The sequence below is a fragment of the Aeromonas popoffii genome (genome assembly GCF_037818705.1).
Classification (GTDB): domain Bacteria; phylum Pseudomonadota; class Gammaproteobacteria; order Enterobacterales; family Aeromonadaceae; genus Aeromonas; species Aeromonas popoffii.
The window spans coordinates 3,680,326-3,692,500 of record NZ_CP149129.1 but is presented as its reverse complement, the minus strand read 5'-3'; the positions used below and the strand labels follow the sequence as shown (position 1 = coordinate 3,692,500).

The window sequence follows — 12,175 nt, the reverse complement described above, 5'->3', positions numbered from 1 at the left end:
AGCAGGTTAATATTCCTGCACGACTTGTAATTGCGATGGGGGGACGGAGAAGGCTAGGTGGGCCAGGCGACGGTTGTCCTGGTGAAAGTGCGTAGGTGGTGTTTCTAGGCAAATCCGGAGACACAACACTGAGACACGAGACGAAGCCACTACGGTGGTGAAGCCATTGATGCCCTGCTTCCAGGAAAAGCCTCTAAGCTTCAGATTACAAGTCATCGTACCCCAAACCGACACAGGTGGTCGGGTAGAGAATACCAAGGCGCTTGAGAGAACTCGGGTGAAGGAACTAGGCAAAATAGAACCGTAACTTCGGGAGAAGGTTCGCTCCTGACAGTGAAGTCCCTTGCGGATGGAGCAGTTGGGAGTCGCAGTGACCAGATGGCTGGGACTGTTTATCAAAAACACAGCACTCTGCAAACACGAAAGTGGACGTATAGGGTGTGACACCTGCCCGGTGCCGGAAGGTTAATTGATGGGGTTAGCGCAAGCGAAGCTCTTGATCGAAGCCCCGGTAAACGGCGGCCGTAACTATAACGGTCCTAAGGTAGCGAAATTCCTTGTCGGGTAAGTTCCGACCTGCACGAATGGTGTAACCATGGCCATGCTGTCTCCACCCGAGACTCAGTGAAATCGAATTCGCCGTGAAGATGCGGTGTACCCGCGGCTAGACGGAAAGACCCCGTGAACCTTTACTACAGCTTGGCACTGAACATTGAACCTACATGTGTAGGATAGGTGGGAGGCTTTGAAGGCGTGACGCCAGTTGCGCTGGAGCCGTCCTTGAAATACCACCCTTGTATGTTTGATGTTCTAACGCAGGGCCCTGAATCGGGCTCGCGGACAGTGCCTGGTGGGTAGTTTGACTGGGGCGGTCTCCTCCCAAAGAGTAACGGAGGAGCACGAAGGTTGGCTAATCCTGGTCGGACATCAGGAGGTTAGTGCAATGGCATAAGCCAGCTTAACTGCGAGACGGACAGGTCGAGCAGGTACGAAAGTAGGTCATAGTGATCCGGTGGTTCTGAATGGAAGGGCCATCGCTCAACGGATAAAAGGTACTCCGGGGATAACAGGCTGATACCGCCCAAGAGTTCATATCGACGGCGGTGTTTGGCACCTCGATGTCGGCTCATCACATCCTGGGGCTGAAGTCGGTCCCAAGGGTATGGCTGTTCGCCATTTAAAGTGGTACGCGAGCTGGGTTCAGAACGTCGTGAGACAGTTCGGTCCCTATCTGCCGTGGGCGTTGGATGATTGAAGGGAGTTGCTCCTAGTACGAGAGGACCGGAGTGAACGAACCTCTGGTGTTCGGGTTGTCACGCCAGTGGCACTGCCCGGTAGCTAAGTTCGGAATCGATAACCGCTGAAAGCATCTAAGCGGGAAGCGAGCCCTGAGATGAGTCATCCCTGACCCCTTGAGGGTCCTAAAGGGCCGTTGGAGACCACAACGTTGATAGGTGGGGTGTGTAAGCGCAGTGATGTGTTGAGCTAACCCATACTAATTACCCGTGAGGCTTAACCATACAACACCCAAGAAGTGTTCTGGGCCTTGTAGCGAATGAACGAACTACTTACTAATTCAGTGGTAATGACAAAGCAAACTAGCGAAGTCATTATACACGTCAGCTTTCTGGATTATTCGGTTCGTCCTGAACCTCACCCTTCGGGCCCGCCTACGGCGGTTTCGATTTGTTCCGGACAAATCGATGAAGAATTTGCCTGGCGGCCATAGCGCCGTGGAACCACCTGATCCCATGCCGAACTCAGAAGTGAAACGCGGTAGCGCCGATGGTAGTGTGGCATTCGCCATGCGAGAGTAGGACACTGCCAGGCACCCAACATCGAAAGCCCGCTCAGATGAGCGGGCTTTTTTATTGGCTGAAATTCAAGTGCTTGGCTGTAATGGCTAGGTGATGCTTCCCTTCTGGCCCTTTCATTCGTTTATTTTTTCCCCGCTCTGATTCGGATTACTGCGCCATCCAGCGTTATATATACCCGTCCATTTCGTTTGCTGGAGCTCCCTAAAACCAAGATTTGGGTTCTGCTCAATACCACCTCAGCCTTGGGTTCCAATCCATGCTAATGCGCACCAGGCTTTTCTCCTATTCCCTTCCTTGATAATCACTATTGCTGGGATGGGGGATGACAAGAGGCACGGGATCCATAGACTGTCTCTTTCACGAGCAAGGAGCTATGTATGTTGGGGATCCACGATCTGGTGTTGTTTATTGTATCTGGTTTGCTGCTGAACATGATGCCCGGGCCGGACTCCCTGCTTATCATGCTGCGCAGCGGCTCTCAGGGCTGGCGGGCGGGTTCTGTGGCTGCGCTGGGGATTGGGACGGGCACCATGGTGCATGTGTTGGCGGCGGCGCTGGGGTTGTCGGCTTTGTTGAGTACCTCCGCTGAGCTGTTCGTCGTCATCAAGTTGATGGGGGCGTGCTATCTGGTCTACCTGGGGCTTTCCATGTTTTGGCAAGGTGCCAAGGCTCCTTCTGCCACCAAGGCTGCTGTGGCGTTGCCGGTGCTCTCTTATGGCCGGATCTATCGGCAGGGGCTGTTGACCAATGTGCTGAATCCCAAGGTTGCGCTTTTCTTCCTCGCCTTCGTGCCCCAATTTATCGCCCCCGATGCGCCGCAGAAGGCGCTGGCCTTCATCGTGCTGGGCTGCATCTTCAATTTCAATGGCATGATCTGGTGTCATCTGTTGGCATTCTCAACGGCCTATGCAAGTCGCAAGGTAAGGTTGCCAGCCCGGCTGGGAGCTTGGCTCAACCGTCTGATGGGGGGCCTCTTTGTGGGGATCGGTATCAAGCTGGCTACGGAGTGAGATTCTGCCATGAGAGACAACCGGGCATAGAAAAAGGCGTATCCCATCGCTGGAATACGCCTTCGTCTGCACTGTAGCAGGTCTGATCGAGATCAGTTCATGCCGTAGCGCTTGAGTTTCTTGCGCAGGGTGCCACGGTTGATGCCCATCATCACAGCGGCGCGGGTTTGGTTACCGCGGGTGTATTGCATGATCACGTCCAGCATGGGAGCTTCGACTTCGGAGAGGACCATATCGTACAGATCAATCACTTCCTGACCGTTCAACTGGGCCAGATAGTTACGCAAGGCCTGTTGCACAGAGTCACGCAGGGGGCGCTGGGTCGGCTCGGCAGCGTGATTGTGAGTAGTTGTTACCAATGCATCAGAAGTCAGGGTTTGTTCGAACATATTCGGTCGGCTCTTTAGTTATGCGTTAACCTAATCCATCGAAATACGCTTCGAGTGCCTCTAGTTGTGCGTTTGCACAATCCAGGGCATTGAAGTGCTTACGGAATTCTCGGCCCGCCTCTTCTTCATCCAAGTACCAGCCCACGTGTTTACGGGCAATGCGCGCTCCCAGATATGCACCATAAAACTGGTGCAGGTTGGTTACATGCTCGTTCATCAGGGTGCGAACCTCTTCCCTTTCGGGAGGTGGCAGCTTGGTACCCGTTTCAAGAAAATGACGGATTTCCCGGAAAATCCAGGGTCGTCCTTGCGCTGCACGGCCGATCATCACGGCATCAACGCCGGTATAGTCGAGGACATACCGGGCCTTCTCCGGGCTGTCTATGTCGCCATTGGCGACAACAGGAATCGATACGGCCTGCTTAATCGCCTTAATCGTGTCGTACTCAGCGTGACCCCGGTAGAGGCAGGCACGGGTACGACCATGCACGGCGAGGGCCGCGATACCGCAATCTTCGGCGATTCGGGCGATCTCCTCGCCATTGCGGTTATCCGGATCCCATCCTGTGCGGATCTTCAAGGTAACAGGCACATCCACTGCATCCACTACGGCCCGGCAGATGGTTCTGACCAGATCGGGATGGCGCAGCAGGGCGGAACCTGCCAACTTCTTGTTCACTTTTTTTGCTGGACAACCCATGTTGATGTCGACGATCTGAGCGCCCTGCTCCACGTTGTAGCGGGCGGCAAACGCCATCATCTCGGGGTCGGCTCCGGCAATCTGGACCGATCGCAAGCCACCTTCTGCAGAGTGATCCATTCTCATCCTGGTTTTCTGGGTATCCCAGACATCCGGGTTGGCCAGCAGCATCTCGGAAACGGCCATGCCAGCGCCCAATCGCAAACAAAGTTCACGAAATGGTCGGTCTGTTACACCGGCCATGGGAGCCACAATCAAGGGAGTTTCAAGCGTGTGGGGACCTATCTGCATTCCACGGTTACCATCGGCTTAGGGCGGCGTATATTACGCATTTTTTAGTCAGGAGAAAAGGTTAGTATTTGAGCGTCAGCCATTTTTTTCTGAAAAAAACGTCGCGCCAAGGCTTGCAAATTCAGGAGTGCTTGAAAATCAGGCATATTGTCGGGGTGAGTTTACGGGGTCAAATGAGAAAGTTACTCGACGATTTGCCTGTCCCCATCCGCTTGGGGTTTGCGCTATGATAGCGAGCTTGAATCGAGCAAAGGCTCCAAACAATTTTATTACAAACAGACTGGGGATGTATGACGTCAAGGTTCATCAAATCTCTCTACCCGTGTCTGCTGGGGGTCGTGCTGGGTTCTGCTCAGGCACAGCCGGTCAGTTTCGGCGAAGCCTGGAGTCGGGTCATCCAGCAGGATGACGGACTGGCGGCGGAACAGGCCGGTGTGGATCGGGCGAAACAGTTGCGTGAGGCTGCCAAGGCCATGTATCTGCCCAAGGTGGACGTGGGGGCCAGCTATACCCACCTCGATCAGCCGATGGAACTGGACATGACGGATCTCAACCCCATTGCCAGCCATCCGGAGCTGGGCGCAGGTCTGAGCAACATACTTGGGAGCATGGGGGTACACCTCAGTCCGGATGATTTTGTCACTCCGCTGACCAAGCAGAATGTGGTGACCAGCTCGGTCAAGATGCTCTGGCCGCTGTTTACCGGCGGTCGTATTGATGCCGCGCAGGATATCCGGCAGGCGCAGGTGAGCGAGGCGCAGCAGTTGCTGGTGCTCAAACAGCAAGCCACCTTTGAGAGCCTCTCCCAGACCTATTTCGGGTTGGTACTGGCGGCGCAGGTGGTGCAGACCAAGCAGCAGATCGAGGATGGGCTGGCTCATCATCTGGATCATGCCAGAAAGCTGGAGGCTCAGGGGCAGATTGCCAAGGTCGAGCGGCTGTCGGCCCAGTCGGCCTATGACAGGGCACGCATCGATACTCAGAAGTCCCGCCGCAGCCTGGAGATTGCCCAGTTGGCACTTGGCCACATGCTCAAGCTCAAGCAGGCTGAACCCAATACCCGGCTCTTCATTAACGACAGCATGCCACAACTCGATGCCTTCGTTGAGGAAACCCTGGCGGTGCATCCCGGCCTCAAGCTGTTGGCTGCCAAGAAGGAGCAGGCTCAGGGCATGATCACGCTGGAGAAAGGCAAATATGCCCCCGAGCTGTTCCTGTTTGGTAACTACAACCTCTATGAGGATGATTCGCTGGTCTCCAAGACCACGCCGGACTGGCTGGTCGGGGTGGGCGTCAGCATGCCGCTGGTGAGCCGCGACGGCCGCTCCGAGACGGTACAAGCGGCCAAGAGCGCCGAGCTGCAGGTCAATCTGCTGCAAGCCAAGACCCGCCAGGATCTGGAGCTGCTGGTCGAGAAGACCTGGCGGGAGGCAGCGCAGGGGCTGGAAGAGTACCAGTCTCTCTCCTCCACTCAGGCGCTGGCCGAGGAGAACGTGTTGCTGCGGGATAAGGCCTTCGGTCAGGGGCTCTCCACCTCGCTGGATGTGGTCGATGCCCAGCACCAGCTGGCCGGGGTTAAGACTCAGCGCGCGGCGGCGGCCTATCAATATGTTATCTCGCTGGCGCGCTTGTTGGCGCTCTCGGGCCAGATGAACAGTTTCAGCCAATACCAGCATGGTCAGGCGATAGAGGTGAATTCATGATCGCGGCCCTGTCTGTCCCGTTTTCCATGTCTGTTTCGACCGCCAAGGGTCGCCCGTTTGTCGAGGTGAATTCATGAGTCATCCCCCCATCAAGAAGACGATGAGCCAGGGAAAGCCGCTGCTGTTACTGCTGGCGCTGGTCCTGCTGGTGATCTGGCTGGGCTGGCGTTTCTGGCTCGCCTATCAGCCCGAGCCGGTGCGCTTGCAGGGGCAGGTTGAGGCACAGCAGTATTCGGTCTCCTCCAAGGTGGCGGGTCGCATCGACGAGGTGCTGGTGAAGAAGGGTGACCAGCTGGCCCGGGATCAGCTGGTCTTTACTCTGGCCAGTCCCGAGATCGAGGCCAAGCTGAGCCAGGCCAAGGCGGGACAGGCTGCAGCCGGGGCCATGGCCGAGGAGGCGGAGAAGGGGGCGCGCGCCCAGCAGATCGATGGCGCCAAGGATCAGTGGCAAAAGGCGAGGGCGGCAGCCCTGCTGCGCGCCAAGACCTATGAACGCATTGCCAGTCTGCACCGGGATGGCGTGATGCCGTTGCAGAAACGGGATGAAGCCTGGACCGCCTGGCAGGCTGCCAAGTACAGCGAAGGCATGGCCTGGCAGCAGTACCAGATGACTCTGGAAGGGGCGCGGGAAGAGACCAAGGTGGCGGCGCGCGAGCAGGCCAACATGGCGGCGGGCTCGGTGGCGGAAGTGGAGGCCTATCTGGCCGATACCCGCATCGCCAGCCCGCATGCAGGGGAGGTATCCCAGGTGCTGCTGCGCAGTGGCGAACTGGCGCCGCAGGGCTTCCCGGTGGTGACCCTGCTCGACATGCAGGATGCTTGGGCCCAGTTCCATGTGCGCGAAGATCTGCTGCCCCGCTTCTCGCTGGGCACAGAGTTCGATGCCACCATCCCGGGACTGGGTGAACAGACGGTGCGCTTCAAGGTGACTCACGTGGCTGTGATGGGGGATTTTGCCACCTGGCGCGCCACAGATACCCGTCAGGGTTTCGACATGAAAAGCTTCCTGGTGGAGGCGCGTCCCTTGCAACCGGTTGACGGTCTGCGAGTTGGCATGAGTGTGCTGGTCGAACTCTGATGAGACGTGAATGGCGGCGATTGTGGCAGGATCCGTTCGGTCTGGCCTTGATGAGCTGGGTTCCCTTGCTGTTGATGGGGATGCTCTGCTGGATCTTCTCGGCCGGGCTCGCCCGGGATCTCAACGTTGGTCTGGTGGATCTGGATCAGAGCGTCCTTTCCCGTCAGCTGGCGTTCTCGCTGGACGGTTCCGCCGGGCTGCGCCTTGCCAGTCAGTTCGATTCCATCGACGAGGGGGCGCGCGCGCTACGCGGCGGTGATATCTATGCGCTGGTGGTGATCACCAACCATCTTGAGCGGGATGCCCGTCAGGGTACCCAGCCGCAGGTGACAGTGTTCAACAACGGCCAGTTCATTCTGATCGCCAAGCTGGTCAACTCGGCACTGGCGCAGGTGGTGGGTACACTCAACGGTCAGGTGGGCGTGTTGGCCGCCATGGCCGATGGCCAGATCATGCCTGGCGCCGTGGGGCAATCCGTGCCCATCAGCAACCAGGTGACTGCGCTTTACAACATCAACTCCAGCTATGCCCAGTTCCTGTTGAGCGCCCTGTTGCCGGCGGTGTGGCAGATCCTGCTGGTGCTCTATGGGATCAACGCCCTGGCCCGCACCGATCGATTGGGGCTGGACTGGACCGGCCAAGGGGTCTGGTTCGGCCTCTGGCGCATTTTGCTGCCTCATGTGCTGATCGGGTGGGCCTGGGGTCTGGCGTGGAGCCTGCTGCTGTTCAACGCGTTTGGCTATCCGATGCAAGGCAGTTGGCTGGTGCTGACACTGGGACTGGGGCTGGCTTCGGCCGCCTGCGTCAGCATGGGGGCCTTCTTCTACGGCGTCATCCGGGATCCGGCCCGTGCCCTGTCGCTGGCGGGCGCCTATACGGCACCCGGTTTTGCCTTTATGGGCGTGACTTTTCCAGTCAGCGCCATGGGGGATTTCGCTCGCCTCTGGCGCAGCCTCCTGCCCATCTCCCACTATGTGGAGTTGCAGATAGGGCAGGCCAACTACGGCCAGCCGCTCAGTGCTGCCCTGCCCCAGTTTGGGGCCTTGCTGCTGTTCCTGCTGCCCCTGTTGCTGGTTGTTCGTCGTTACCAGCAGCAGGCCGATCGGGCGCGCCACACTGCCGATAAGGGGCCGACCTCATGCTAGGTTTTTGGGGGGTGATACGGTTTGAACCGTGCGGCTCTGCCACGCCGGGGAAGGAGTGGATGTCATGCTAGGTTTTTGGGATCTGGTAAGGCTCGAGTGGCGTACTCTGCTGGCCGATCGGGCCATCATGCTGACCCTGTTTGGTGGCGTCTTCTTCTACTCCTTCCTCTACCCGCAGCCCTACCTGCAGCAACTGCCCAGAGAAGAGCCTGTGGTGGTGGTCAATGAGGATGGCAGCCAGCTCTCCCGTCAGCTGGAGTTCATGGCTGATGCTACCCCGCAGGTGAAACTGGTGGCACGGGCCAGCAGCCTGGAAGAGGCGCGCCAGCTGCTGATAGCAGGGAAGGGGAGCGGCATACTGCACATTCCCCGCTACTTCTATCGGGATCTGATGCAGGGCAGGAGCGTCACCCTGAGCTATGCCGGTGATGCCTCCTACTTCCTGGTCTACGGCACCATTGCCGAGGGGCTGGCGCAGGCGGGTGGTACCCTGGCAGCGCAGGTGAAGGTGGCGCGGTTGCTGAGTCATGGCGAGGCACTGCCGCAGGCGGCCATGGGCTGGAATGCGGTCGGGCTCAATGTGCTGCCCGTGTTCAACCCCACCATGGGTTATGTGAACTACGTGGTGCCAGCGGTGTTTGTGCTGATCCTGCATCAGGTGCTGCTGATGGGGACCGGGATCCTGGGGGCAACCCAGAATCAGCGCAGCGGTCGCGGGGAGCCTGGCTATTGGCAGAGCGCCCCCGTGCTTGCCCTGCTGCTGGCCAGAACCCTGGTGGTGGGCGGGCTGTTCGTGCTGCCGGTGACCTACTTCTTCGGCTTCTGCTTCGATCACTACAACATAGTGCGCACCGCAGAGCCGGCCGAGTTGTGGCTGTTCACCCTGCCATTCCTGCTGGCGACCACCTGGCTTGGCATAGTGCTGGGGGCCCTGTTTACCCGGCGGGATCTGCCGACCCAGGTGGTATTGCTCTCTTCCATGCCGCTGGTCTTCCTGGCGGGCTTTATCTGGCCGCTGGAGCTGATCCCGCCTCCCCTCAACTGGCTGGCCCAGTGGGTGCCGAGCACGCCGGCCATTGAGGGCTTCTTGCGCCTCAACCAGATGGGGGCCGAGTTTGCCCAGGTTTCCCACTACTGGTGGCAGTTGTGGGGGCTGGCGCTGCTTTACGGTGGGCTGGCTTGTATGTTGCTGCGCTGGCGTCAGCGGTCGCTTGTGGGTGAGGTGGTCGCGTCGAGCGGGGTGGCTGCGGAGACGAAAACCGAGCGTGGCCCCTCTGCCAGCTAGACGACATCAGACAGTAAAACGGTCAGCCTGGGGGCTGACCGTTTTGTTATCCGGCTTGCTCACCCCCGGCTGAGGGTGGGATCGCCGATGGCGTAAATTTGTCCCACTGCCTGCTCATCGCTCAGCAGTTGCAATCCATGGGCTGCCACATCGGCACGGCGTACCAGACCGTGCACTTCGCTCCCCTGACTCAACACGGCCTGCCCGGTGGCCTCGCCATCCTGCAAGCCGGCCGGGCGAACTATGGTCCAGGTCAGCGCACTGGTCTGCAACCAGCTCTCCGCCAGACTCTTCAAACGTACCTCGTGACCGAAGGCGGCTCTGGCTCGTTCGGGCAAATATTGCCAGCTGTCACCACACCCGAGCGAGGTGACCAGCAGCAGGCGTTTGAGCCCGGCCAGCTCCATCTGATCGATTACCTGGCGGTTGCCTTGATAATCGACGGGGGCCGGTTGGCGGAAGCTACCGAGGGTCGAGATGACCCCGGCCTCGTTGCCTGCGAGTGAGCAAGCCTGCGCGACGGCCTGATGGTCGAGGGCATCTCCCTCAATGACCTCGACCCCCAATACGCGCAGCTCGGCGGCCAGCGCTGGGTTACGGACCAGGGCCACGACCCTGTGGCCCTGGCGCAGGGCGTGCTCGGTGAAGGCGCGGCCCAGCCCGCGGCTGGCTCCGAAGATAAGTGTGGTTGGCATTGTGCTGCTCCCTGTGGCGAAAGGGTTAGCCTAGAGGGTTGGTGCAGCGCTGTAAATGAGAGTTGTTTTTATTTGATGGGCAAGCAGGGGAAATGCGGCGAGCCGCGGGCCGCTGGCCCGGGCTCGCACAGGATCAGCCGTTGTAGTGGCCTATGTTGGGGCGACGGCTGGGGCCGCTCAGGTGGATGTCCACCGGATTGAACGCCTTGATCGCCTCGAAGCTGAAGTCGCCGATGGCTTGATGCAGGCTCTGCGGGCTGTGGTTGGTGATGATGATGACGCTTTTGGACAGGTTGCGCCGGCGGCGCAGCAGGTGGCCGAGGAAGCTGGACTGGCTCTCTGCCATCTTGGCGCGGTTGGCCGATACCTCGTCGATGATCAGCAGGTCGACCTCTTCCAGCGCGCGGCGGTACTGGTTGCGCTCCTCCTGATCCTGGATCACGTTGAAGAAGAGGCGATCCACGATAGAGGCCCACTGCTGGAAGATCACCGATTTTTGGTGGCGCTCGATAAGCTCATGGGCCACGGCGCCCGCCAGGGTCGACTTGCCGGTGCCGTAGTCGCCATAGATCAGCATGCAGCCGCCGCCACTCTTCTCCCAGTGCTCGAAGCCGCTGATGAAGTAGCGGGCCGTCTCCATGGGGTATTGCAGTGCCGGATCGCTGGCATCCATCTTCTCGAATACCCAGTCCGGGTTGAGGTCGGCCTGGGCGATCAGTTTCTGGATCCGCTCCTGGCGAGCGGCTTTTTGCAGCTCGCGCACCTCGGCGTTGGCCTTGGCGTCGTACTCCTTGCGCAGGGTTTCGTAGTCGTACTGGCTGCCACCAGTCTGGGCCTGCAGGCGACGAATGCGCTCCAGCAAGCCGCCCACGTGCTGACTCAGTTCGGTGTCGTGCACCCGGTGGTCCTGTTTAGCCTTGGCGATTCTTTTGCGCTTGGCTTCGATCTCTTCCAGCTCCTGGCGCAGGGGATCTTGCGGGTCAGTCATGGAATGCTCCTTCTGCTGGGTCAGGGATGGGGTGACAAGGCACTGATTTTGCCTGCTGGCAGGGGCCGCTATCAATCATTATCCGGCGCCTGTTCCTCGGTCTGCACTTGGGCCAGCCGTTTAGCCTCTTCTATCATCTGCTGTGCCCGCTTGCTCGGGCCTGAATCTGCCGGGGCTGGCGTGACCTGCTGATAACCTTTCGCCTCCATCGGCTGGCGACGGACGTAGCGGCGGGTCTTGAGGGCACGAATGAACTTGAGCATCCACTGATGCTGGGAGTCGAACACCTCGGGTCGGCCCAGCCAGTAGGCGATGAACTCCCCCAGATCCTCTTCGTTGTAGCTGGCATCGATCACCCCGCACAGGCGCGCGAGGGCGGGCAGCTCCTCATCCGGACGCCACTGCAGGTGCATCTGAAAGGGGCGCTCCGGCAGCGGGCTGCGCACCTTCTGGGTCAGCAGCGGCAGCAGGAACGGGCACTGATGGTAGTGCTCACTGTCAGCCTGCGCCTCGACCTGCAGCAATCCGGCCTCCATCAGCTCGTCGAACAGCTCGGTCAGCTGGCGGGCGGTGACCTGGAAACAGAAGCCGCTGGGATCGCCGGGATCGACCACCGCCAATGACCGCCCAAGTTCGGGATAGTTGAGCCGGGCCAGCTGATTTTCCTGTACCAGTCTGCGCAGCTGCAGGGTATAGAGGCTGCGAGCCGGATGGGATAATCTGGGATGGGCAAGGGCGCTGTATTCGGCTGGAGTCATGGTGCTCTTCACGATCTGGAGTGGGGGGCATTATCCCCTATGGCGGGGTCTCATACAATTCGTGCTGCTCGGGCAGGGGCCCCTCAGGCCTCTGTTTTTCGGTCGGGAATGAGGTCTGGTTCCGCTCAGGTGTAAATAGCGGGCGTGAGATGAGCCTGGCATTCGTACCTGCATGACGCCTTTTTTGGGGGGCAGGTTGGCCACAAGGCTAGTATTTTCACCAAGGCCATTGTGCTGTGCGGGAGGTATTACCTGCTCTTTTTCAAATAGTTGGCTGCCAGGATAGTCATATTGCATGCCAGCCACGTCGATTATG

Annotated in this window: 10 protein-coding genes and 2 rRNA genes (1 of these 12 cut by a window edge); 7 read left to right on the top strand and 5 right to left on the bottom strand. The window is 59.2% G+C overall.

Annotation, left to right across the window (positions count from 1 at the left end; all coding sequences use genetic code 11):
* The 3 genes from WJM78_RS16840 to WJM78_RS16830 all read left to right on the top strand — a co-directional run.
* Window positions 1–1,520: ribosomal RNA gene (locus WJM78_RS16840) — 23S ribosomal RNA — on the top strand; it begins 1,370 nt to the left of the window's first position.
* Window positions 1,521–1,715: 195 nt separating this feature from the next.
* Window positions 1,716–1,830 (top strand): 5S ribosomal RNA (gene rrf, locus WJM78_RS16835).
* A 364-nt stretch (window positions 1,831–2,194) separates the two neighbouring features.
* Window positions 2,195–2,827 (top strand): LysE family translocator, encoded by a 633-nt coding sequence (locus WJM78_RS16830; protein WP_339010703.1) that lies wholly within the window; start codon window positions 2,195–2,197, stop codon window positions 2,825–2,827.
* 92 nt (window positions 2,828–2,919) lie between these two features.
* On the opposite strand, the gene fis is transcribed toward WJM78_RS16830, so the two are convergent.
* Complete coding sequence (gene fis, locus WJM78_RS16825; RefSeq protein WP_005309538.1) at window positions 2,920–3,216, bottom strand: DNA-binding transcriptional regulator Fis; 297 nt, start codon at window positions 3,214–3,216, stop codon at window positions 2,920–2,922.
* 25 nt (window positions 3,217–3,241) lie between these two features.
* Window positions 3,242–4,207, bottom strand: a complete 966-nt coding sequence (gene dusB, locus WJM78_RS16820; RefSeq protein ID WP_339010701.1) for a tRNA dihydrouridine synthase DusB — start codon at window positions 4,205–4,207, stop codon at window positions 3,242–3,244.
* 290 nt (window positions 4,208–4,497) lie between these two features.
* On the opposite strand from dusB, the gene WJM78_RS16815 reads away from it, so the two are divergent.
* From WJM78_RS16815 to WJM78_RS16800, 4 genes are all read left to right on the top strand, one after another.
* Window positions 4,498–5,910 (top strand): TolC family protein, encoded by a 1,413-nt coding sequence (locus WJM78_RS16815; RefSeq protein WP_275931330.1) that lies wholly within the window; start codon window positions 4,498–4,500, stop codon window positions 5,908–5,910.
* A 73-nt stretch (window positions 5,911–5,983) separates the two neighbouring features.
* The gene (locus WJM78_RS16810) at window positions 5,984–6,988 is read left to right on the top strand and encodes an HlyD family secretion protein (RefSeq protein WP_339010698.1); all 1,005 of its coding nucleotides are present in this window, start codon (window positions 5,984–5,986) and stop codon (window positions 6,986–6,988) included.
* Window positions 6,988–8,133: an ABC transporter permease gene (locus tag WJM78_RS16805; RefSeq protein ID WP_339010696.1), complete on the top strand. Its 1,146-nt coding sequence runs from the start codon at window positions 6,988–6,990 to the stop codon at window positions 8,131–8,133. Before WJM78_RS16810 ends, WJM78_RS16805 begins: the two co-directional genes overlap by 1 nt.
* 64 nt (window positions 8,134–8,197) lie before the next feature.
* Window positions 8,198–9,418, top strand: a complete 1,221-nt coding sequence (locus WJM78_RS16800; protein WP_339010694.1) for an ABC transporter permease — start codon at window positions 8,198–8,200, stop codon at window positions 9,416–9,418.
* A 59-nt stretch (window positions 9,419–9,477) separates the two neighbouring features.
* Here WJM78_RS16800 and WJM78_RS16795 read toward each other — a convergent pair whose 3' ends face one another.
* The 3 genes from WJM78_RS16795 to WJM78_RS16785 form a co-directional block, all read right to left on the bottom strand.
* Window positions 9,478–10,113, bottom strand: coding sequence for an SDR family oxidoreductase (locus WJM78_RS16795; RefSeq protein ID WP_339010692.1), 636 nt, complete (start codon window positions 10,111–10,113; stop codon window positions 9,478–9,480).
* A gap of 133 nt (window positions 10,114–10,246) precedes the next feature.
* A complete protein-coding gene (locus WJM78_RS16790) occupies window positions 10,247–11,101 on the bottom strand; it encodes a DnaA ATPase domain-containing protein (protein ID WP_042038578.1) in 855 nt (284 codons plus the stop codon).
* 71 nt (window positions 11,102–11,172) lie between these two features.
* Complete coding sequence (locus WJM78_RS16785) at window positions 11,173–11,859, bottom strand: DnaT-like ssDNA-binding domain-containing protein (RefSeq protein WP_339010689.1); 687 nt, start codon at window positions 11,857–11,859, stop codon at window positions 11,173–11,175.
* Between the last annotated feature and the right edge of the window lie 316 nt (window positions 11,860–12,175).